The sequence below is a fragment of the Spiroplasma endosymbiont of Melieria omissa genome, assembly GCF_964031175.1.
GTDB classification, from domain to species: domain Bacteria; phylum Bacillota_I; class Bacilli_A; order Mycoplasmatales; family VBWQ01; genus Spiroplasma_E; species Spiroplasma_E ixodetis_A.
In genome coordinates, this window is record NZ_OZ035012.1 from 1,244,565 (window position 1) to 1,268,936 (window position 24,372).

Sequence of the window (24,372 nt, forward strand, 5' to 3'; positions counted from 1 at the left end):
AAGCAACAGGACATATATTTTTATTTTTATATTATTAATAACTACTACTATTCGTTTTATTAATTCCAGCAATTCTGGGCTCAAAAATAAATTGTAAAATTTTAAAAAACATTAAGGCATTCGATTCAATATTTATTTAATTTATGTTTAATAAATTAATATTTTAATTGAACCGGCACCGCTCAATTTTTTTTACAAGTTTTAAATTTATTTTCTCGCCCAAAAATTTTTTCAAAAAAAATAAAAAATAAAACCAACACTTGCTCACTCGAGAGTGGCAAGGTTGGTTAAATAAAGAATAGAATTAATATAGTAGGTTCCCTAGTAGGTCTATATATACTAGTTTCCAATTCGCTCCCACCCCAATAATTACCATTATTGGTTAGTATATTTTATTAGGTATCACTCCACTTATTATTTATCCATGCAAGTCCACATGTTTTAGCCACTATTTTGAACAACTGTGTTGTGGTTCACTGTTTTAATTCCCTAACACGTGTTGATAATAGTATTAAAGAAGTTTATTAATTATTAACTTTCTCCTACTTGGTCACTGCGTGTAGTAGATATTTAAAGGGTGTTAATAATAAAAATTTTAAAATTTTACAATTACAAAAAAAAGACAAGATTTTTATTCTCGTCTTTTTATTAGTAAGAACCTGTTTAGAATCTTTTCGAAAATAATGTAAAATGATTATATATTTTAAAATCAGAGGTATATATTATGCATAAAAATTATCCAAGTCATGTCACCAAAGAACAATTTGAGAACATAAAATCAATTTTAGAAAATAGCAAAAAGAAAACAAAACCAAGAAGTTTAGATTTATATGAAGTATTTTGTGCAATTTTATATGTATTAAAAAGTGGTTGTCAATGAAGAATGCTACCAAAAAATTTTCCAAAATGACAAACTGTATATTATTATTTTCAAATTTGAAGTAAAAATAACGGTAAAGAAGCTAGTGTATGGCAATTAATTTTAAAAAAAATTGGTTAAAAAAGTTCGTATCAACAATAATCGCAAAGAACAAACTAGTTTTTGTATAATTGATTCGCAAAGTGTTAAAAATACAGATACTACTGAAAATAAAGGTTATGATGCTGGTAAAAAGATTTCAGGAATAAAGCGTCATATTGTTGTTGATTCTCAAGGTTTACCACATGCAATTTACATAACCACAGCAGAAAAAACAGATCGTAATAGTGCTATAATAATGATTGAAAATGAAAAAGAAAATCTTTCTGCAGTTCAAAAAATAATAGTAGATGCTGGTTATACTGGTGAAAAATTTGCTTCTGAAATCAAAACAATCATAAATGCAAATGTTGAAATTATAAAACGCAATGAACTACATACTTTTGTAGTATTACCAAAAAGATGAATTGTAGAACGAAGCTTTGCTTGATTAGAAAAATACAGAAGATTATGAAAAAATTGTGAAAGAAAACTAAATACTAGTTTACAAATGGTTGTTCTTTCCTTTATTTCAATTTTATTAAAAAGATTTTATCATTTGAAAACTTATCGACTAAAAATCTATTTTTTATTATAAAATAACCATTATAATATAAATTTTATTAAAAATTAATCAAAAAAGATCCTAAACAGGTTCTAAGATTTTTACATAAGGATTAGAAAGGATTTTATTTTCAAAAATATTTAGTTATAGACATCTTTGCTACGCTCCCAAAATTTAGTTAAAAATTAAATAAAATTTTAATTTTACAATAAATATAAAATTATGAAATAAATTCGCCTTTTTATAAAAAAGTGATTTTTTTATTGTATATTCATTTTTTCAATTATAGACTTAAATTAAGATTTACTTAGAATTCAAAAATAAACAATAAATAATAATTTTTCAATTAAAACTATATTCTATAAAAAATAATTTGTTATCAATTTATGTTATTAACAATATTTTTAATATTGTCATAAATTTAACTTATCATTTTATTTTTTATAAATTTACAAACTAATTTAATGTTCTTACACCATTTCGTATTTTTTTAAAATCCTAAATATTATAAATATAATCTATGTTCTAAGTAAATCTTAAATTATGGGAATATATAAAAAAGTATTGGAGTTAAAAATGAAAAAAATAATTTTATTTATGCGAGATATGATAAAGAAGATAACTGTTTAGGTGTTTATGACACTATGAAAGAAGCAATATTAAAAGTTTACCACATTGATAAAACTAATAAAAAACGCTATTATCAAGCCTATAATAATATTTGTCGTTCTTATCAAAAATATAAAAATAATTTTGGAAATGTTGTTTGTTATGAAGGTTTTTGATTTAAAATACCACTAAATGAAAATGGCTATTAAAATTAAAAAAATAAAATAGTTATACTATGAAATGGTTAAAGATACTTAATAAAAATATTTTTTAATTTTATAGTTAAAACTCAATAAATTAAAAAACCATTACTTTGATTTATAGATATTTATTTTATTAAATTTTTTCAATTATTTCTTTAGTTTAAAACTTTAACTATTAATAAGAATTTAAATCATAATATTTAATATTTTATTATTTATAAGTTGAAAAAAATCTGAATGTTAGTAAACTAAATTAACCTTTACTAACATTCTTTTTTAGATTTAAATTTTTTTATATATTTTTCTAAAAAAACAAAATACTTAATCAATCTTTTATAAAACTACTTTTTTATTAGACTTCTTTTACTCATTGATTAGGTACTACTGAAAAACCAATAGTATTATTACCAGTATGTGTTTTTAAAATATTACATAATGGTTCAACTTTATATTTGGTAAATCCTCTATTTTTTACTTTTTTAATTGCTTCATCAATAATATCTTTTCTACATCAACCATCAATAATATATATTGTTTCTTTAGTAACATCTTTAATTTTAGTAATAATATCTAACATTTCTTCCATAGCTTTACTTAACGTTCTAACTCTACCAATATTATCAATTGTTTCTTTACATCTTAAAATTGGTTTAAAACGTAAAAAATTACCAATTCTTGCTTTACTCATTGGTAATCTACCACCACGAGCTAAAAATTTTAAATCATTAGGAGCAATATAAGATTCATAAGTTTTGCGGAATTTATTTAAAATTTCTAAAATTTCAGGAATTTTTTTTCCATTTTTAACAAGAGTAAAAGCAATTAAAACCATAAATTTTAAAGGTATTGAAGCAGCACCTGTTTCTAAAATATGGACTTTATTTTTATATTTTTCTTCTTTTTGTAAAACTTGCGAACTTGCATATTGTCCTGAAGCATTATTAGCAATTGGTAAAAATAAAATTTGATCATATTTACTCAAAGCATTATCTCAATATTGTTCAAGTTTACCACGACTAGTTTGACTAGTTTTTAAAATATAGTGTTCATCAATCATCTTTTTACGAATTGTTTCACTATCAATATCAATATTATTATCATCATAAGCATTTTCTCCTTCAATAATATTTAAAGGAATAATTATTATTTCAGGATATTTTTTCATATCTTCAAGGGTAAAACCAGTAGCTGAATCACTTACAATTCCAATTTTCATTTTGTTTGCTCCTAACTTTTTATACTAATAAATTATAGTAAAATTATAACAAATTTATTTTACTATATATCGTTTTAATTTGAAAAAATATAAAGTGACTATAAACTTATTAGTAGTAAAAATAAAAATGGTCTTAGTTATTGAGTAATTAAGACCATTTTTTAATTAGTTTTAAGTTAAATAAATAATACGATCAGCAATAATTTCTGTATAGTAAAAATCATTAGCTTTATTAGCAAATGTTTGAATTCTACCTTTAATACCAATAATTGCATTCTGGAATGGCAACACTTTTTAGGACTATTTTTTGGTAGACATTTGTTTTTGATAATTAACTGGAGTTAAGTAGTTTAAAGTGCTGTGGATTCTTATGTTGTTGTATCAATTGATGTAATCAAATAATTCTAATTTTAATTGGATTAATGATCTAAAATTTTTATCATTAATAAATTCAGTTTTGAAAGTTTTAAAAGTTGCTTCAGCAACAGCATTGTCATAAGGACAACCTTTTTTGCTTAAAGAGCGAGTAATATTGAATGCTAGTAAAAGTTTATCAATAATTTTATTATTAAATTCATTACCACAATCACTATGAAATATTTGAATATCTTTTAAACAGCGATTTGATTGCATAAATGCTTGATGTACTAATAAGGCATCTTTTCTAGTACCTACACTATGTCCAATAATTTCGCGGTTAAATAGGTCAATTAATAAGCAAATATAGTTTCATTTACCATTAACTTGAACATAAGTTAAATCACTGACAATAACTTCATTTTTAAGCCTATTATTAAAGTTTCTATTCACAAGATTAGTGATTTTTTCATCATTTACTTTGTTATTATGATTTTTGAATGATAATTTAGTGTATTTTGATATTAAATTATGCTTATTCATAATTTCTTTAATTTTTCGTCTTGATAAATAAATTTCTTGGTTTTCTAATATTACTTTTAATCTTCTTGTTCCATAAACACATTTATTTTCTTTAAAAGCACTAATAATAGCTTCATCATAAATATTATTTTGAATTTTATTTTCTTTTTTCTTTAAATTAAAATAATATGTTGATTTAGAAATTTTTAAAAAATGACACATTGTGCGAATTTTATATTTAAACTTATTGTTTGTAATAATTTCTATTTTCTGCCTATTATTAGTGCTGCTTGCTTTAAAATATCATTTTCCATTCGTAATTGTTTTAATTCTTTTCTTAATTTAATTAATTCATTTTCTTCAACAGAACGATTATCTTTAGCTTTAAAACTACCTGAATTAGTAAATTGCTTAATTCAATTATAAGTAGCTGCTCTTGTAACATTATATTCTTTAGCAAGGTAAGATACTGATTTGCCGCTTTGATATAAAGCTACTATTTGTTTTTTAAATTCATCGGTATATGAATTAATATTGGCCATAATTATAGTTCCTTTCTTTCAACTAATTTGTTCACTTGTCTACGTAATTAGTGTCCAATAAAGTGTAACCCATCCACTTTTCTACTAATCTTTTTGTTAATTCTTTATATAATCCTCCTTCTTTAAATACTGTTGTTAAATCTTCAGTATTTTCTAGTAATAAATCTACTGCTTTTGATATTGGATCATTATTATTAATACTTTGTTTTTTAGCCATCTGTAACTCACTCTTTCTAGTCATTTAATTATATTTACTAGAATTAATTAAACATAGTTATTTTTGTAAGTTACACAGATTACTAAACATTACCGTTTTTTCTGCTGTGGTTATGTAAATTGCATGTGGTAAACCTTGAGAATCAACAATAATATGACGCTTTATTCCTGAAATCTTTTTACCAGCATCATAACCTTTATTTTCAGTAGTATCTGTATTTTTAACACTTTGCGAATCAATTATACAAAAACTAGTTTGTTCTTTGCGATTATTGTTGATACGAACTTTTTTAACCAATTTTTTTTAAAAAAAAGATTGTTTAATTTATAAAATTTGTTAAAAGATAAGCATAAACTAAAAAAATATTTTTTTAGTTTAATAATTTAAAAGTAAGGAAGATTAAAATATAACAATGAAAAAAAATTAATAACTCAACAAGGTAAAATTGAAATTAATGTACCAAGAGATCGTAATAGTGATTTTACTCCTGTAATAGTTGCAAAAAGACAGAGAAGATTTGATGGCTTTGATCAACAAGTTCTTTCACTATATGCCAAAGGAATGACTTTATCAGATATTAGAATGCAGTTGCAAGAGTTATATCATGGTGCAGATATTAGTGAAAGTGTTATTAGTCAAATTACTGATGATGTGATAGATGATGTCAAGGCGTGGCAAAATCGACCATTAGAAAGTATTTATTCTATTGTTTATTTTGATTGTATAGTAGTTAAAGTACGGCAAGATAAACGCATTATTAACAAATCAGTTTATATAGCATTAGGAGTGGATTTAGAAGGCAAAAAAGATGTTTTAGGTTTATGAATTAGTGAAAATGAAGGTTCTAAATTTTGACTAGCTAATTTTACAGAAATGAAAAATCGAGGCTTAAATGATATTTTGATTGCTTGTAGTGATAATTTAACAGGCATGTCAGAAGCAATACAAGCAGTTTATCCTAAAACTGAACATCAATTATGCATAGTTCATCAAATTAGAAATAGTTTAAAATATGTTTCATACAAACATCGAAAAACCTTAGTTGCAGATTTAAAACCAATTTATAGTGCATGTAGTGAAGAACAAGCAATGCAAGCTTTAGAATCATTTGAAAGTAAATGAAATAAACAATATCCGCAAATTACTAAATCTTGATATAAAAATTGAGATAATTTAATGGTTTTTATTAGTTATCCACCAGAAATTAAAAGAGTGATTTATACTACAAATGCTATTGAATCTGTTAATAGTCAATTACGAAAAGTTATCAGAAATAAAAAAGTTTTTCCTAATGATATGGCAGTTTTCAAAATATTTTACTTAGCAATTGAAAATATAACAAAAAAATGAACAATGCCCATTCAAAATTGAAATACAGCAATTGCTCATTTTATGATAAAATTTGAAGATAGAATTAATCTGAACTAGTAACTTTGTAAAACAAAGATACACAGATTACATAAAAGCCTCGAAAAAACAGATCGTAATAGCGCTATAATAATGATTGAAAATGAAAAAGAAAATCTTTCTGCAGTTCAAAAAATAATAGTAGATGCTGGTTATACTGGTGAAAAATTTGCTTCTGAAATCAAAACAATCATAAATGCAAATGTTGAAATTATAAAACGCAATGAACTACATACTTTTGTAGTATTACCAAAAAGATGAATTGTAGAACGAAGCTTTGCTTGATTAGAAAAATACAGAAGATTATGAAAAAATTGTGAAAGAAAACTAAATACTAGTTTACAAATGGTTGTTCTTTCCTTTATTTCAGTTTTATTAAAAAGATTCTAAACAGGTTCTAAGACCAAAATTGAAAAATTAAATAAAAAACTACAAGAAACTCTTGATGATTTAAAAGAAATAAGTGATCTCTATGCAAAATCAGAAAGAGATGCATTAGATAAAAGAAAAATAATTACAAATCTTGCAAATAAAATTACAGAATTAGAAACACAGTTAACAGAAACTCAACAACAAGCAGAAATAAATAATAATAATAAAAAAAAATTATAATTCCAAAAATAAATTTAATAATACCTGGTGAAATATGTTCTTTAGCAACTGATACAAAAGGTAATCTTTATCTTGGAACTAGAAATAGTTCTTGACATGGTGCTTTTTATAAATGTTTAGTAGGAGAAACAAACTTTAAACCAATGTCTGGAATAAAAGGGGGAGTACTATCATTAGTTTTTAATAAAAATACAAATTTTTTATATGTTACTACATGAAACGGAGATGGAAAAACTAAAACTAATGATGGTTCACTTTATAAATGTTTAGCAACAAATAATGTCTTTACTTTAGTTCAAAAAAATTTACCAGCTATATGACATCTAAAAACCAAAGATAGTGAACCATTTATTGAACTTGAATATTAACAAATATCAAAAAAATATAATTGAAATTAATAATTATTAATTTAACATTATTGAAAAATTGATTTCAATTAAATTACATAATTAATCTCTAATGAAAAATAATTAAATTGTTTTTCATTAGAGATTTTTAATATTTATATTTTCTAATTTTATTAAACTTCTAATCACTTTAAAATTAAAATTTTACTTCTTAAATTCCAAATTTAATATTGATAACTGATCAGATGAAATTTCACTAGGACTATTTGTTAATAAACAAATACCACGATTATTTTTAGGAAAAGCAATAGTATCACGAATTGATTCATTCTTAATTAAAATCATTAATAAACGATCAATGCCAAAAGCAATACCACCATGTGGAGGAACTCCGTAATTAAAAGCTGATAAGAAAAAACCAAATTTATTTTCAATTTCTGTTTTACTTAAATCTAATAATTCAAAAATCTTTTTCTGTAATTTATAATCATGAATTCTAATGCTCCCACCAGCAATTTCAAAACCATTTAAAACCAAATCATAAGCATCTGCAGTTAAAGTTCCTAAATCTTTATTTTTTATATCTAATAATTTTTCAGGATTTTTTGGACTTGTAAAAGGATGATGACAAGCTTGTCATTTATTTTCTTCCTGTTCAAACATTGGTCAATCAATAATTCAAATAAATTCAAAGTTTTCAATATTATTCATAAAATCTTTATGATTAATTCGTTTTGACAAATCATTAATATAAAAACTTCTAATAGCACCCATAACTTTATTAGCAATATCTTGTTGTTCATATACGAAAATTAAAAAATTATTATTATATTTTATTTTTGATATTTCTTCTGATAAAACTAAATCATCAAACTTTACTTTAGAATTATTATGAATAATTTTTTTCTTAATTAAGTCATAAATTATTAATGTTTTTCCTCCGTGCTGATTGCTAATTTCTGTTAATTTTTTTATAGTTGTTTCATTAATTTTATCATTAACTATAAAACCCTTATAAATAAATCCATCACTATTATTGTTAATATTAATATTTATTAACTTACATGTACAACGTAAATCGGGTTTATCACTACCATATAAATCCATTGCTTGATCATAGGTAATTGATGAAAATGTTGAAGGAATATTACCAATTTTTAAAGTATTAAAAAGACTTATTAGCATATTTTCTACTATTAATTTAATTTCTTTACTAGTAGTAAATGCCATTTCTAAGTCTAATTGTTGAAATTCGGGTTGTCTATCAGCACGAAAATCTTCATCACGAAAACATTTAGCAATTTGATAATATTTGTCAATACCTGATATCATTAATAATTGCTTATAAATTTGTGGTGATTGTGGTAAAGCATAAAAATGTTTTTTTTGAATACGAGCAGGAACTAAAAAATCACGAGCACCTTCTGGTGTTGATTTTGTTAAGCAAGGAGTATCAATTTCTAAAAAATTATTTTGATTCAAAAATGTTCGTAAGCAACTAAGAACTTGGTGTTTAAATTTAATATTATAATTCATTGCTGGTCTTCTTAAATCTAAATAGCGATATTGTAAACGTAATTCTTCACTAGCAAGCGTATTATCATTTTTAATAACAAATGGTAAATTAATAGAATTGCTTAATATTTCAATATCTTTTGCTACTACTTCAATCATATCATTAGCAGTTTTTGCATCTTTATTTTTTCGTAAGACAACTGTTCCAATTACTTTTAAAACAGATTCAACTTTAACATTTTTTATTTCTTGATAATATCCGTTATCTGGTTTAACAATGACTTGTGTTGTTCCGTACATATCACGTAAATCAATAAAAATACCAAATTTATTAATACGAATATCTTTAACTCAACCACTAATAATAATTTCTTTTGTAATATCACCCTGCGTTAAATTACCACATGTATGAGTTCTAAAGAGTTTTTCCATATTCTTCATTCTCCTCTAATAATAGATTTTTAACCTTACTAAGCAATTGCTGTTCAGTATCAAAAATTAATTTTATCATTTCTTTTTTAACAAAAGAATAAAAACTAACCTGATTTTTTTCTTTTAAAAATAGTATATTTTTGGCTAAACTACGATCAATAATCTGTGACTTATTTTTATCTTGATATAAATTATATTCCATATCAATATGATAATTTTCTTTACGTAATTGGAATAATAAATCGGAAGCCATTATTAATCCTAATTCGCTTAAAGCAATAATTTGTAAATCAATAATTGGTTGTTTATTAATATTTTTATTTTCTACCAATAATAACATTAATCTTTCAATACCAATTGCAAAACCAATAGCAGGAATTTTTAATGGTGAACCCAATTCATTAAATAAATTATCATATCTACCACCACCAAGTAAAGTATTTTGACTTTCACCAATTCGTGAATCAATAGTAGTTATTTCAAAAATAATACCATTATAATAATCTAAACCACGAACTAAATGCTCATCAATAATAAAATTAACTTTATTATTTTTTAAACTATTGATAATGGTTGTAAAATATGTTTTTTCTTCATTAGTTAAAAAATCATTTAAATATGGTATTTCTAAATTTAATTTAGTACAAATTTTACAATCAAGAACTCTTAGTGGTGATACATTAACTCTAATTTGACAATTTTCACACAATTGCTTACTTTGATTTAATAATTGTTCTTTAAGTGCTATTTGATATTTATTTTTTGTTTCATTAGATCCAAAATAATTAATATTTAAAGTTAAATTTGGTATTGATAAACTTTTTATCATTTCTAAGGCCATCATCATTACTTCAACATCAACTAAAGGATGTTTAACACCAACAGTTTCGATACCAAATTGATTAAATTGACGTTGACGCCCTTTTTGAGGTCTTTCATATCGAAACATCGAACCATAATAAAAATACTTTAACGTTTGCTTAGATTTATATAATTTATTTTCAATTATAGCACGAACAATACCTGCTGTTCCTTCAGGACGAAGAGTTAATAATCTATCATTTTTATCATTAAATTGATAAATTTCTTTCTGAATAATATCAGTTGTATCTCCCACAGCTCGCAAAAATAGTTGAGCATTTTCAAAAATAGGAGTAATAAATTCTTGATAATTATATTTAATTGCACACTGTGTTAAAGATTTAATAATATTACGATATATAATAACCTCTTCATTATACATATCACGTGTTCCTCTTGGTTTTTGAAATTGCATACTTTTTTTTACTCCTTTTAATAAAAAAAATCTTCTAAAAAAACGTTCCTTTATTTTAGGAACGTTTCTTAACGCGGTACCATCCTAATTCATTTACAAAGTAAATGCACTTAATTATAATTTATCATTTTTAATTAATTAATAATACAAGCTATTTAATGTCATAAAATTAGTTAACCAGTGTTTGCACCAACCACACTGTCTCTTAATGTTTACCCAAAATTTACTTTTAAATGCTGAAAATATTATACTAAAATATTACATAATTATTCTGTTTATTGCAATAATATCAGGAATTTTTTTAATTGATGAAATAATTTGATGTAAACGTTCAATATTAGAAACTTTAATTAAAATTTTTAAACTTCCATGATTTTCCTTAAGTTTATTATTAGCATCAATACTTTGAATTTGTGCCTTTAAATAGCCCAAAATATTTAAAACATCAGTCATCAATGCTGGTCGATCTAAATATTGAATTTGAATTTTTGAATTATAAAGATGATGACTGGTTGCTAATAAATTTCACTTAGTATCAATAATACGTTCTTTTCGCTCTGGCAAACTAACATTAGGACAAATTAAACGATGAACTTTAATACCTTGCCCTTTAGTAATATAACCCGCAATTGGTTCATCAGGAATAGGTAAGCAACAATGAGCCAATGATGTTTTAGTATTGGGGGCATTTTCAATAATAATTTCATTATTACTACTTAAATTCATTGTTGTTTGTTGTTTAGTTTTTAATTCTTGAAATGTTGCTGAATCACTATATAAAATAGTAGTAACCGCCTGTTCAATTGTATAAGTTCCATTAGCAACATCTAAGCAAAAATCTTCATACGTTTTATATTTTAATGATCTAATTCTTGACATAATAACATTACGTTTTGCAATTTTTCAACGAATGTGATTTTCAATAATATATTCTTCTATTTTTTCCTTTGTTTTTTTTATTTTCTCTTTGTTTTCTGTATCTTTAATTTTATTTTCTTGATTAAATTTTTCTTGCTGATTATTTAAATATTTTTTTATTTTATGTTGAGCAAAATTGGTCTTAACAATATTTAATCAATCACGAGAAGGACGTGCGGTTTTTGCAGTTTTAATTTCAACAATATCCCCTGATTTTAAAACAGTATTAATAGGAGAGTAAATACCATTTATTCTTGCACCCACTGTTGTTTCACCAATTTCAGTATGAACTTTAAAAGCAAAATCTAAAACAGTTGAACCAAATGGTAATGTTATAACATTACCATTTGGAGTTAATACATAAATTAAATCACTAAAAATATCTTGTCGAATTTCTTTTTCTAAATTATTATCTTTGGCAATATTATCTGCTAATATGTTTTCATCAACATTTGGATTTAAGTCATTTAAATTAAATATTTCTTGAAAAATATTTAATTTTTCATCAATTTCTGCTTGACGTTTCTTAGGATTTTTATTTTCCCCTTCTTTATATCTTCAATGCGAAGCTGCACCTGCTTCAGCAAAATCTTCCATTTCTTCAGTTCTAATTTGTAATTCATAAATTTCATTATCAAAAACAACAGATGTATGTAATGATTGATACATATTATTTTTTGGTGTTGCAATATAATCTTTAAATCTACCCGGAACAGGAGTAAAACTTTGATGAATATAACCCAAAATGGCATAACAACTATCAATAGAATTAGTAACAACTCTAATTGCTAAAATATCATGTATATCATCAAAATCTTTTCCAAAATAATACATTTTACGATAAATAGAATATAAGTGTTTACTACGACCATAAATTTTAAAAATTAAATTTTTATGTTGTGATAATGTTTTACTTAATTCTTTAATAATTTCATTAACTAATTTTTCACGTTTTTCACGATCCAAATTAATAAGGTTATCAATTTTTTTATACTCTTTAGGATGTAATACTGCAAAAGAACGATCTTCTAGTTCTGATTGTAATTTACGCATACCTAGACGATGAGCAATAGAAGCATAAACTTCTAAAGTTTCTTTAGCAATAATTATTTGTTTTTCGGGATTTAAAAAATTAATAGTTCTAATATTATGTAAACGATCTGCCATTTTAATAATAATGACACGAATATCATGAGCTAAACTTAAATATAATTTACGTAAATAATTAGCTTTAATTTCATTTCTTTTTTCTTTTGCAAAATGGCTAACTTTAGTTACAGCTAAAACTAAATTAGCAACTTCCAAACCAAATTCTGCTACTAACTCATCAAAAGTTGTTGGTGTATCTTCTAAAATATCATGTAAAAATCCTGCTTGTATTGAAGAGACATCTAAATGTCATAATACTAAATTATATGCTGTTGATAAAACATGATAAACATAAGGATCACCATTCTTTCGATATTGATCTTTATGTTTTAATAATGCATATTCATAAGCTACTTTAATTTTTGTAATTTGCTTAGGATCTTTGATAAATGTTTTTGCTTCCGCTAATAATTGATTAAAATCTTTACAAGTTAAATTATTCATTATTTACTACTTATTAAAACTTAATTATTTCTAACAGCGGAATATTATCAAAATGATGTTTATTAGCAAATTCAGAAAGCGAAATTAAAGTAGCAATGCCAACTGATTGAGCGTTACTTTGCTTTATTAAATTAAGACAAGCATTAATTGTCCCTGAAGTTGCAATCAAATCATCAATTATTACTACTTTATCTTTTGTTGAAAGTACATTTTGCTGCATTTCTAATATAGCAGTACCGTACTCTAAATCATAAGTTACTTTATAAGTTTTATCTGGTAATTTACCTTTTTTACGTGCAAGAACTAATTTAATACCCAACTTATATGCTATAGCAGCACCAAAAATAAATCCTCTTGCTTCAGGTGCTAAAATTGCTGTTGCTCCACATTTTTTAATAAAATCTACAAAAATATTAACAACATTTTGAAATGCTTCTGGATTACTTAATATTGGGTTAATATCTTTAAATTGGATACCTTTAATTGGAAAATCAGGAATATTAATAATAATTTTTTTTAATGATTCTTTTGTCATTGCAACCACCTATTCATTAATACCTTTAATAACATATTCATCTGCACCAATGAAATGTTTTTTAATTTTATTAATACGTTTTTTATATCTATAAACTCTTCATTTCTCAAAATAAGTTCAAATAAAAGGAGCAATAAAGTAAGATGATACTAAACTTACTATACAACCTATTAATAATGATAAACTAACTATTCAGAAACTAGGAATAATAAACATAACAATTACTGATGTTATTAACACTACACCATTAATAACTAATGTTCTTGGTAAAGCCTTTTGAACACTTTTATTTGAAATTTGAATTATTTCTTCTGTGCTAATAACTTGTGTTTGATTATTATTAATCTTAATTTCACGAATATTATCGAAAATTGACATAATACTAATTATTGTTAAAATCATTACTCCCAATAATATTCCAACAATTGAAGTAGAAATTACAATTTGGAAAATACTAATAATAGCAAGTGTCATTAATAAACTAAAAATAATAGCTAAAATTAAAGGAATAACATAAGTCAATTGAAATCTAATAATAATATAAATTAAAATAACAATAAAAGATAAAGCAATTGAAATAATCATATTAATTAATAAATCTACACCTGACTTAGCAACAACTAGATCAATTTCTCCTCATTGTAAAATAGATTCTTGTTTTCAATTTCTAGTAATCTCTCCTAAAAAATTCTTAAACCTTTGCTGCATACTTTGAGAATTTACTGTTGTTTGAACAATAATCTTAAACTGATATTGTTTTCCTTCACCACCAGCAATTAAGGAAAAATTAATATTTTTAAAATATTTACTAAATTGACTATTATTTTGAATTTCTTTATTAATAAAATCTTTTGCTAATTCTGCTTCTTTAATAATATTGTAACTAGGATCACTTGGATCTTGAGTAATTGTACCCATTCCAACAAAATCAGTTCGTTGATCAAAACCAAAACCAAAATTAGAACCAATTACACCATAAGTAATACCTGAAGCAAGAACAATAACAGCAGAGCCCGAAAGAATTCATTTTGTTAATTTATGAAAATAATTTCAGTTATTTATTTTAAGTTTTGAAAAAACATTTTTAAAATTAACTAATATTTTTTTGTCTTTTGCTTTAACTATTTGAATTTTTAACGGTTTTAATGCATTAATTAATTCTTGTTTCAATTTATTAATTTCTTGTGAAAGATTTAATTTTAAATCTTTTACTTTTGACTTATAAACTGATCTTGATTTACTATGTTCTTTTTTTAATTTCTGCTTATCAACTTTAAATTTTTTAATTAATGCTTTAACTTTATTTTTATAATTAATTTGAAGCTGACATTTTTCTGAAATTAATTGTTTTTTTATTTTTTTATCATCAGTTTTAATATTATTTGTATCTATTGAATTATTTAAAACTATAGTGCTTTTTCTACTAATATTATTAGTTCCTAAAAGTTGAGGTTTATTTTCTAACCAGTTATTTCGTAATAATGTTCATAACATTAATCTTAATACGATAATTCCAAAAATAATTACACCAAAAGTAGCAATAGAAGTCATAATAATAAAACCTTTGATAGCACGAGTTCCAAATCAGAAAATAGTTAAATTAACAATTAAAATAATAGCGCTACAATCTAATGAAGAGGATAATGTTTTCTTATTTGCTGATTTAAAAGCACTAATCAAAGTTTTACCTTGCATATATTCATTTTTAAAACGTTCCAACAAACTAATAATCGTATCTAATAATAATGCAAAACCAATAATTAAAGCAATTACGCTTTCAGGAGCAATTATACCATTAATGAAAACAAAACTAACAATAGTAAATAATAAAAATAATGATATTATAATTAGAACAATAATTCCCAACATACGATAATAAAACAGAACAATAGTCATAAGAACAAAGGTAACTAATATAATAATAACAACTGCAATTTTTAAAGATGTTGCACCTAGCGTTGGACTAACATTAGCATAAGATAACATAGTAAAATTATTTTTTGACAATCCTGATGTTAAAACACTTTTCATTTGTTCAACTGTTTCGAGATTAAAAGTATCTGAATTAATTGAAATACTATTGCTAGTTACTTTAACTTCACCAACTCAATATGGAATATAACGATAATCAATAACATCTTCATGTAAAATATCTGAAACATCTGGTAAACGTAGTAAATCTTTAATATAAGGTAATCATGCATTCATAGGTGAACCAACAATAGAAGAAACAGAAGGATCAAAACGATTAGCAGGATCATATGTATTTTTTTCATAATTAGTATCAACAGAAAGACTATGAACTGAACCTAAATTATCAGAATAAATTCAATTAATACCAAATTGACCATTTTGATTAGGATTTAATAGTCGTGCTAAAGTAGGGTCTTGTGCTTTAACTCTAGCTAAAATATCAGTACCTTTACCAAGACCTGGTGTATTATTATCTAATAATGATGTTAATGATGCTTTAATCTTACCATCAGTATCATTTTTAAGATTATCAATTATAAAAGCAAGGGAGCGAATACCCTCCATACTACTTCGAATATAATCTAATAACTGACCAATATCTGAATAAATATAAAATGTATTTTCTTTGGCAGAAGTAAGTTCTTTTAAAACTGAATCATTTTTAACATCAAAAACAAGTTCTGGGCGATGAGTAACAGAATTATTAACAGCTTTAATAGCAGAAAACACATCACTAGTTAATAATCTTTTATCTCTTTTTGTTCAAGTAGTATCTTTGTCATCTTTCTTTTCGGTTGCTAATAAGTCATTACCATCTTTATCAACAATATAAGAATAACCACGTCGTGATACACTATGAACAAAAGTAGAAATATCAACTCCCGCATCTTTACTCATCGCTAAATTATACTTATTATTATTACTGCTAGTAATGCTTTCAATGTCAACGTTACTAGTACCTAAAGGGTCAACTCTGTCTTTTAATAAATTAATAACATCTTTTTGTTTACCTTTACCATCATATTGAACTTGTGTTTGATAACCACCAGCAAACTCAATACTTAATTTACTATTATTTTCAACATATTTAGCACTAAACACTACTGAAATTATTATTGTAGAAACAATAATTATTAAACTAAAAATTCTTAAAAAAAATCCAAGATTTTTAGTTTTTCTTGTCTTAGAAGAAGTGTTCATATTTCTTCACTCCTAAATCAATTTATTTGTATAAACATAGATTGTATATTATTTAAGCACTATATAAGAATACCAACATTCGTTATAAATAACAATTGTTTTACAGTAATATCAAAAATAATTATTTTCTAAATAAAATTAATGGAATGGCAACACTTTTTAGGACTATTTTTTGGTAGACATTTGTTTTTGATAATTAACTGGAGTTAAGTAGCGGATGGGTTACACTTTATTGGACACTAATTACGTAGACAAGTGAACAAATTAGTTGAAAGAAAGGAACTATAATTATGGCCAATATTAATTCATATACCGATGAATTTAAAAAACAAATAGTAGCTTTATATCAAAGCGGCAAATCAGTATCTTACCTTGCTAAAGAATATAATGTTACAAGAGCAGCTACTTATAATTGAATTAAGCAATTTACTAATTCAGGTAGTTTTAAAGCTAAAGATAATCGTTCTGTTGAAGAAAATGAATTAATTAAATTAAGAAAAGAATTAAAACAATTACGAATGGAAAATGATATTTTAAAGCAAGCAGCACTAATAATAGGCAGAAAATAGAAATTATTACAAACAATAAGTTTAAATATAAAATTCGCACAATGTGTCATTTTTTAAAAATTTCTAAATCAACATATTATTTTAATTTAAAGAAAAAAGAAAATAAAATTCAAAATAATATTTATGATGAAGCTATTATTAGTGCTTTTAAAGAAAATAAATGTGTTTATGGAACAAGAAGATTAAAAGTAATATTAGAAAACCAAGAAATTTATTTATCAAGACGAAAAATTAAAGAAATTATGAATAAGCATAATTTAATATCAAAATACACTAAATTATCATTCAAAAATCATAATAACAAAGTAAATGATGAAAAAATCACTAATCTTGTGAATAGAAACTTTAATAATAGGCTTAAAAATGAAGTTATTGTCAGTGATTTAACTTATGTTCAAGTTAATTGTAAATGAAACTATATTTGCTTATTAATTGACCTATTTAACCGCGAAATTATTGGACATAGTGTAGTACTAGAAAAGATGCCTTATTAGTACATCAAGCATTTATGCAATCAAATCGCTGTTTAAAAGATATTCAAATATTTCATAGTGATTGTGGTAATGAATTTAATAATAAAATTATTGATAAACTTTTACTAGCATTCAATATTACTCGCTCTTTAAGCAAAAAAGGTTGTCCTTATGACAATGCTGTTGCTGAAGCAACTTTTAAAACTTTCAAAACTGAATTTATTAATGATAAAAATTTTAGATCATTAATCCAATTAAAATTAGAATTATTTGATTACATCAATTGATACAACAACATAAGAATCCACAGCACTTTAAACTACTTAACTCCAGTTAATTATCAAAAACAAATGTCTACCAAAAAATAGTCCTAAAAAGTGTTGCCATTCCAAACTTGTGAAATAATACTTTTAATATCCTAATAATTATAATCAGATAATTGTAAAATATTAGGAATACGACTTATCAACGCTTTAGTTAAGATTCCTACTTTATTAGTAGCATCAATAAATGTAAAAGAGGGTAAATTAATTTTAACAATTTTATTATTATAATCTTTACCAATCATAATATTAATAAAATTACCTTCTAATGCAGAATATAATACTTCTAATATTTCATAATTAACAACATGAATTTCATCAATAAAAACTATATCAGATTGTTTGATATTTGCTAAAATACTAATAATATCGCTAGTTTTATTAATGCTTGTTCCTTCTAAACTATGAAAATTTACTTGCAATTCTTCTGCTATTAATCGTGCAATAGTTGTTTTTCCAATACCAGGAGGACCAATCAATAAAATATGACTTAAAGCAATATTTTGAATTTTACTACCTTTGATTAAAATTAGAATACGTTCAATAACATTATTTTGTCCAACAAAATTATTAAAACTACTAATACCCATATTTTATTTCCTTAATAGCTAATGCAATAATTTCTTCAACTTCCAAATCTCAATTAATATTTCTTAATAAAAAATTATTAATTACTATTGAACTAAAACCCAATTTTAATAATGTATCAAATACTAAATCTGATTTTTCATTTTGACTAGTTGTTAAATTACTTACTACTTTAATATGATTACTAAAATAGTTAATAATATTATTAGCAATTTTATGAGTTATACCTTTACACTGTTGCAATATCTTATAATCTTGTTTACTTATAGCCAACTTAATACTATCAAGTGATAGTTGATTTAATAATCTTAAAGCAGTTTTTGGTCCAATATTACTAATATTAAGTAAATGAATAAAAAAGGTTTTTATTGGTTTTGATACAAACCCAAAAAATTGTTCATAAGTTGGTTTTTGATGAAAATAAACATAAATTTTCACTTTAATATTTAATGGTAATGTTTGTAAATTAACACCTTCAATAATATATCCATGATCATTACATTCAAAAATAATTTTATTTTCATAAAATTCTTTAATAATACCTAAAAATATTCATCCATGACTTATTCCTCCTTTTCTATTCTTACTATTAATTAGATGAAAAAGAAAAATAAACCTTTTTATTTTTTAAAATTATGTTCAATTGAAAGCACATCATCATCATTTTCAATTGTTTCTAACAATATATCAATTAATTTAATTTGTTGTTGATCAGTAATGGTAATCAATTCATGGGGAATATTAACAATTTCATTACTAATAAAATCATTAATATTATTTTTTTCTAATAAATTAGTTACAGCATTTAACTGTTTAGGATTAACTTCAATATCAATAATATCTTCATTTTTTTCAATATTAAAAATTTCAAAATCAATTATTAACTCCAATATTTCTTCAACTGATAATAAACTTGAAAATTGAATTACCCCCGTTGTTTGAAATAAATATTGAACAGAATTAGTAGCAGCTAAATGACCACCCAATTTATTAAAATAACTTCGAATATTACTTGCAGTTCGATTTTTATTATCAGTTAAACAATGAATAATTATGGCAATATTACTTGGTCCATATCCTTCATAAGTGACTGCTTCATAATTAGTTGTTTCATTTTTATTACTAGCTTTATTAATAGCACGATTAATATTATCCTTTGGCATATTTATACGTCGTGCTTTTTCTAACATTAATTTTAATCGCGGATTATTTTCAACATTTGCACCACCTAATTTAACAGCAACATAAATTTCTCTTGATAATTTTTGAAAAATTTTACCACGTTTGTTATCTTGGGCATCTTTACGATGTTTAATATTTGCATATTGTGAATGTCCAGCCATATTCTCATTCCTTTATTTTTTTCTTGTTCATTTTGGAGCTTGCGGTACAGGTATTCTTTTGTGTGCACTATTCTGATGCATAAATTCAATTTTATTAATTACTGATGATGGTATTAATGATTTATTTCCTAGTAAATATTGATCTAATTGTTCATACTTAAATTGCATTTCCATTTCATCAGTTTGTCCATCTCATAAACCAGCAGTTGGCTTACGAATAATGATCTCTTCATTAACTTTTAATATCTTTGCTGCAGCAAAAACATCTTTTTTTAACAAATGAATAATTGGTAATAAATCAACACCACCATCACCATATTTAGTAAAATAACCAATGTGTCATTCGTCACTATTATCTGTTCCTACAACTAAATAATTATGATTTTGTGCATATGCATAAAGAGTATTCATTCTTAATCTAGCTTTTAAATTGCCTAAAATTAATTTTGATTTTTCTATATTAATTTCAGTTTCTAATGTTTTTTTAAAACTTAAAAAAACATTATTTAAATTAACTACTTTGGCATTTAATTTATGAATATTAACTAAATTATTTGCATATTCTAAATCAATATCTGGTGAAAAACAAGGCATAATTAATGCTAAATGATCATTAGGAAAAGCTTTTTTAATCAATAATGCTACTACTGCTGAATCAACACCACCACTTAAACCAACAATTAAACCTTTGGCATTTGCTTTTTTTACTTCACTTTGTAAAAATTTAATAATTTCATCTAAATATTGTTCTAAATTCATAATTATTCACTCTCTTTTATTTCTTCGGACATTTCAAAAATATTGTTATAATGTCCAGCAATTTTATTATGGGTTTTATCTAAAGTTTCAATGGCTTTATTAGTTGTATCAAAACCAGACTTAACTTTTTCTCATCTATCAACCCAACGATCAAAATCATCTTTGAATAAACGTAATTTTTTTGCCATTTTTTCTAAATTTTTATTGAAATCAATGTCTTTACGATTTTTATCAACTATAAATAAAACAGCAGATAAAGTAGTAGGAGAGGTAATTCAAACACGTTTCTTAAAAGCATATTCAACAATATCATCAGCAAATTGTGCGTAAATAAAAGCAAATATTTCTTCAGAAGGAATAAACATTACTGCGCTAGAAATCTTATTTTTAATATTAATATATTTTCCAACTTCATCAATTCGTTTACGAATATCATTACGAAAATCTTTTAAATAATTTTCTTTAACTTTAATATCTTCACTTACTAAATACCTTTGATAGTTATCAATTGAAAACTTTGAATCAATAGCAATTCCTTCTTTTTCAGAATCTGTTTTTACATAGGCATCAACAACTTTGCCATCAATTGTTTTATATTGTCGTTCTCATAATTTTTGATTTGAACCCAACATATTAGTCAAAATTTTTTCTAAAACAAATTCACCAACATTACCACGTTTTTTAGTATTAATAAAAACTTCTTGTAAACTTTGAATATTATCATTAATTTTTCCTAAAACAGTTGATGATTCTTGTAACTTTGCTAAATCTTTAATAACATCTACTACTTGTCTTTGAATGACATCAGCATTGCGTTTATAATCATCTTCTTTTTTATCTAAATTTTTTTGAAAATTATCAATATTACTCATTAAATTAATTAATTTTTCGGTTTTATCACGATCCGAACCATTTCATGATATTTTAAAATCATTTAATTGTTCTTTTAAAGTTTCTACTTGCATTTTTAAAAAGTCTTGTGCAATTGGGTCACTAGTAACATTCTGACTTTTTTTAATTTGCATATAAATTATTAAGCCACCAATACTACTAATAATTAAAATAACTACCAATAAACTAATTACTATTTCCATTTCCTATTTTCCTTTGCCCTTTTTTATTCTTCTTCTCAAATCATATCATAATTAAAAATCTTAACATGATCACCTTTTTTTATTCCTTGCTTTCTTAATTCATCATAAATTCCTAAATCTTGTAATTTAATTTTAAATAATAAAATATTATGATAATTATTTAAAGGATTTTTTTGATATATTACTTCAACGGTTTTACCAGAAATAGTTCATTGATTACTTGCAATTTTAGTAATAAAAACTTGTGGAACTTTTTCTTTATTAATATATTCATAAAGAATATGTTCTTCATTATTTTCATCATTATTAACTTGATGCAGTTGTTCTTTTTCAACAGCTTTAGCAATATCTTTAATTAATATATCCAAACCAATATGTTTCATAGCAGAAATTGCAATTATTGGTAATTTAATTTGTTCTTTCAATTTCTCTAAATTAGTTTCTGCATCTGGTAAATCAATTTTATTTGCAACAATTAAATGCGGTTTTTTTGTCAAATCTTTATTATAACTTTCTAATTCACTCATAATTAATTGATAATTTAAAAAATGATCTTGAGTCTTATCACTAATATCAATCATATGTACTAAAACTTGACAACGTTCAATATGACGCAAAAATTGTAAACCTAGTCCTTTTCCTAAACTAGCTCCCGCTATTAATCCAGGCAAATCCGCCATAACAAAATTATTATTTTTATCAACTCTAACAACACCTAAATGCGGATTAAGAGTAGTAAAAGGATAATCAGCAACTTTTGGAGTTGAAGCAGAAATAGCTCCTAATAATGTTGATTTACCAGCGTTAGGCAACCCAACTAATCCTGCATTAGCCAATAATTTCAACTCACAAATTATTTCAAAATGTTGTCCAGGCATTCCTTTTTCACATATTTTAGGTACTCGATTTATTGCCGAAGCAAAACGAGCATTTCCTCTTCCACCAAGACCACCGGCAGCAATTATTATTTCTTGTTTATCTTTAATAATATCACCAAGAATATTTTGAGTTTTGTTATCTCTAATAATAGTACCCAATGGAACTTTTACATAAGTATTGGTTCCTTTACGTCCATGCATATTTTTGGGTGCACCATTTTTACCATCTTCAGCAGTTATCTCTTTATTTTTACGTAAGTCTAATAGAGTATTCATACCCGAATCACCAATAAAGATAATATTACCGCCTCTTCCTCCATCTCCACCAGATGGACCACCTTTGGCTACATAAAGTTCACGACGAAAAGCAACAACACCATCACCACCTTTGCCAGCAGTAACTTTTAATTTTGTTACATCTATAAAACGCATTTCTTACTCCTTTTTTATATTAATAATAACTCTTATTATATAGTGTTAACATTTTTGTGTAAAATACTATTTTATTTTTCATATAAGTTTAGTATACAGATATTATTGTTAAAAAAATAATAATTTACTATATCTAGTTAATATTTTTTGTAAACCATTTTTGCTTTATGAAAATTAAAAAAATGTTTTTTTTAATGTTAAATATCATTTAAGTTATTTTCATATATGAAAAATTATATATTAAAATAAAACTTATAGATGTTTTTATTAATTTGCTTAAAATCAAATCAATAGTTTTTTTATTTAGTTTTATCTTTGAAAAAATATATTGTATATTGATTTTTTCACATATAAACTTTATTTGAGATTTATTTAAAGTAATTTAAAAAAATAAAATTTATTACTGACTTATTAGTAAACCACTTTTATTTATAGCTAACTAAAGTAATATTTACTCATAAATAATGTAAAATAATAATATGTAATTTAAGCAGTTTTTGAATTTAAAAGTACAATTCAGCAATAATTAAAATAGATTAGGAAGATTAAATTATGCCAAAACCATACAGTGAAGACTTACGAAGAAAAGTAATAGAAGCTTATGAAAGTAAAAATATGAAAATTAAAGAAATTTGTAAAGTGTTCAATATCACTAGAAAGACTTTATTTTTATGAAGAAAAAGAAAAAAAGAAACTGGGCATATAAAACCAATTTTGAATTATCAAAAAGGACATAGCCACAAAATAAAGGATTTAGATGAATTAAAAAATTATTTAGCAGAAAATAAAGATGTTACAGTTCAAAAAGTAATTGATAAATTTGGAAATATGACTAAAGAAACAGTTTATAACTATTTTAAAAAACTAAATTATACATATAAAAAAAACTTTTCTATATGAACAAAGAGATAAAAA

Annotated in this window: 17 protein-coding genes and 5 pseudogenes; 7 read left to right on the plus strand and 15 right to left on the minus strand. The window is 24.1% G+C overall.

The features are described 5' to 3' along the window. The first annotated feature begins 724 nt into the window (after nt 1-724). Both ACQH26_RS08190 and ACQH26_RS08195 read left to right on the plus strand, forming a co-directional pair. Nucleotides 725-1,556, plus strand: a protein-coding gene (locus tag ACQH26_RS08190; RefSeq protein ID WP_425382123.1) for an IS5 family transposase whose coding sequence is annotated in 2 segments (ribosomal slippage) — nt 725-994 and nt 996-1,556 — 831 coding nt in all. Because the reading frame shifts where the segments join, the coding sequence is not laid out codon by codon here. A 611-nt stretch (nt 1,557-2,167) separates the two neighbouring features. Beyond that, nucleotides 2,168-2,341 (plus strand): hypothetical protein, encoded by a 174-nt coding sequence (locus ACQH26_RS08195; RefSeq protein ID WP_425382221.1) that lies wholly within the window; start codon nt 2,168-2,170, stop codon nt 2,339-2,341. A gap of 346 nt (nt 2,342-2,687) precedes the next feature. Here ACQH26_RS08195 and ACQH26_RS08200 read toward each other — a convergent pair whose 3' ends face one another. The 4 genes and pseudogenes from ACQH26_RS08200 to ACQH26_RS08215 form a co-directional block, all read right to left on the minus strand. Then, entirely contained in the window at nt 2,688-3,551 is an 864-nt protein-coding gene (locus ACQH26_RS08200; protein ID WP_281748924.1) for a DegV family protein, read from the minus strand. Between the two features lie 300 nt (nt 3,552-3,851). After that, a protein-coding gene (locus ACQH26_RS08205) for an IS3 family transposase (RefSeq protein WP_425381867.1) occupies nt 3,852-4,972 on the minus strand; the annotation gives its coding sequence in 2 pieces (ribosomal slippage) (nt 3,852-4,702 and nt 4,702-4,972; 1,122 coding nt in all). Nucleotides 4,973-5,042: 70 nt separating this feature from the next. Then, nucleotides 5,043-5,189: pseudogene (locus tag ACQH26_RS08210) on the minus strand (IS256 family transposase); the annotation flags it as partial. A gap of 93 nt (nt 5,190-5,282) precedes the next feature. Continuing rightward, nucleotides 5,283-5,444 (minus strand): annotated as a pseudogene (locus ACQH26_RS08215) (transposase); the annotation flags it as partial. 162 nt (nt 5,445-5,606) lie between these two features. Here ACQH26_RS08215 and ACQH26_RS08220 point away from each other — a divergent pair. From ACQH26_RS08220 to ACQH26_RS08230, 3 genes and pseudogenes are all read left to right on the plus strand, one after another. Next, nucleotides 5,607-6,617, plus strand: a pseudogene (locus tag ACQH26_RS08220) (IS256 family transposase); the annotation flags it as partial. A gap of 45 nt (nt 6,618-6,662) precedes the next feature. Then, nucleotides 6,663-6,986, plus strand: a pseudogene (locus ACQH26_RS08225) (transposase); the annotation flags it as partial. Nucleotides 6,987-7,351: 365 nt separating this feature from the next. After that, on the plus strand, nt 7,352-7,576 hold the full coding sequence (locus ACQH26_RS08230; protein ID WP_342274265.1) for a hypothetical protein: 225 nt from the start codon (nt 7,352-7,354) through the stop codon (nt 7,574-7,576). A gap of 183 nt (nt 7,577-7,759) precedes the next feature. Here the strand turns inward: ACQH26_RS08230 and aspS are convergent, their stop codons facing one another. From aspS to secDF, 5 genes are all read right to left on the minus strand, one after another. Then, nucleotides 7,760-9,502: an aspartate--tRNA ligase gene (gene aspS / locus ACQH26_RS08235; RefSeq protein WP_425382222.1), complete on the minus strand. Its 1,743-nt coding sequence runs from the start codon at nt 9,500-9,502 to the stop codon at nt 7,760-7,762. Continuing rightward, nucleotides 9,486-10,778, minus strand: a complete 1,293-nt coding sequence (gene hisS, locus ACQH26_RS08240) for a histidine--tRNA ligase (protein ID WP_425382223.1) — start codon at nt 10,776-10,778, stop codon at nt 9,486-9,488. The genes aspS and hisS overlap by 17 nt, the downstream gene beginning before the upstream one ends. A 258-nt stretch (nt 10,779-11,036) precedes the next feature. Next, nucleotides 11,037-13,289: a RelA/SpoT family protein gene (locus tag ACQH26_RS08245; protein ID WP_425382224.1), complete on the minus strand. Its 2,253-nt coding sequence runs from the start codon at nt 13,287-13,289 to the stop codon at nt 11,037-11,039. 13 nt (nt 13,290-13,302) lie between these two features. Continuing rightward, nucleotides 13,303-13,824 carry an adenine phosphoribosyltransferase gene (locus ACQH26_RS08250; protein ID WP_425382225.1) on the minus strand — a complete coding sequence of 174 codons (522 nt, stop codon included), beginning with the start codon at nt 13,822-13,824 and terminating at the stop codon, nt 13,303-13,305. 9 nt (nt 13,825-13,833) lie between these two features. Continuing rightward, nucleotides 13,834-16,998, minus strand: coding sequence for a protein translocase subunit SecDF (gene secDF, locus ACQH26_RS08255; protein WP_425382226.1), 3,165 nt, complete (start codon nt 16,996-16,998; stop codon nt 13,834-13,836). A gap of 290 nt (nt 16,999-17,288) precedes the next feature. On the opposite strand from secDF, the pseudogene ACQH26_RS08260 reads away from it, so the two are divergent. Beyond that, a pseudogene (locus ACQH26_RS08260) lies at nt 17,289-18,408 on the plus strand (IS3 family transposase). A gap of 50 nt (nt 18,409-18,458) precedes the next feature. Here the strand turns inward: ACQH26_RS08260 and ACQH26_RS08265 are convergent. Genes ACQH26_RS08265 through obgE form a run of 6 tightly spaced genes read right to left on the minus strand, consistent with a single transcriptional unit; the run spans nt 18,459 to nt 23,457 of the window. Further along, complete coding sequence (locus tag ACQH26_RS08265) at nt 18,459-18,953, minus strand: AAA family ATPase (RefSeq protein WP_425382227.1); 495 nt, start codon at nt 18,951-18,953, stop codon at nt 18,459-18,461. Continuing rightward, entirely contained in the window at nt 18,943-19,575 is a 633-nt protein-coding gene (gene ruvA / locus ACQH26_RS08270; RefSeq protein WP_425383108.1) for a Holliday junction branch migration protein RuvA, read from the minus strand. The genes ACQH26_RS08265 and ruvA overlap by 11 nt, the downstream gene beginning before the upstream one ends. Further along, a complete protein-coding gene (locus ACQH26_RS08275; RefSeq protein ID WP_338975273.1) occupies nt 19,572-20,294 on the minus strand; it encodes a YebC/PmpR family DNA-binding transcriptional regulator in 723 nt (240 codons plus the stop codon). The genes ruvA and ACQH26_RS08275 overlap by 4 nt, the downstream gene beginning before the upstream one ends. 12 nt (nt 20,295-20,306) lie before the next feature. Beyond that, nucleotides 20,307-21,053 (minus strand): NAD(+) synthase, encoded by a 747-nt coding sequence (nadE, locus tag ACQH26_RS08280; protein ID WP_338977649.1) that lies wholly within the window; start codon nt 21,051-21,053, stop codon nt 20,307-20,309. A 2-nt stretch (nt 21,054-21,055) separates the two neighbouring features. Continuing rightward, on the minus strand, nt 21,056-22,147 hold the full coding sequence (locus ACQH26_RS08285; RefSeq protein ID WP_425382228.1) for a DNA recombination protein RmuC: 1,092 nt from the start codon (nt 22,145-22,147) through the stop codon (nt 21,056-21,058). Between the two features lie 23 nt (nt 22,148-22,170). After that, entirely contained in the window at nt 22,171-23,457 is a 1,287-nt protein-coding gene (gene obgE, locus ACQH26_RS08290) for a GTPase ObgE (RefSeq protein WP_425382229.1), read from the minus strand. Between the two features lie 552 nt (nt 23,458-24,009). Here obgE and ACQH26_RS08295 point away from each other — a divergent pair. Continuing rightward, nucleotides 24,010-24,369, plus strand: coding sequence for a helix-turn-helix domain-containing protein (locus ACQH26_RS08295; RefSeq protein WP_425381863.1), 360 nt, complete (start codon nt 24,010-24,012; stop codon nt 24,367-24,369). Nucleotides 24,370-24,372 lie beyond the last annotated feature (3 nt).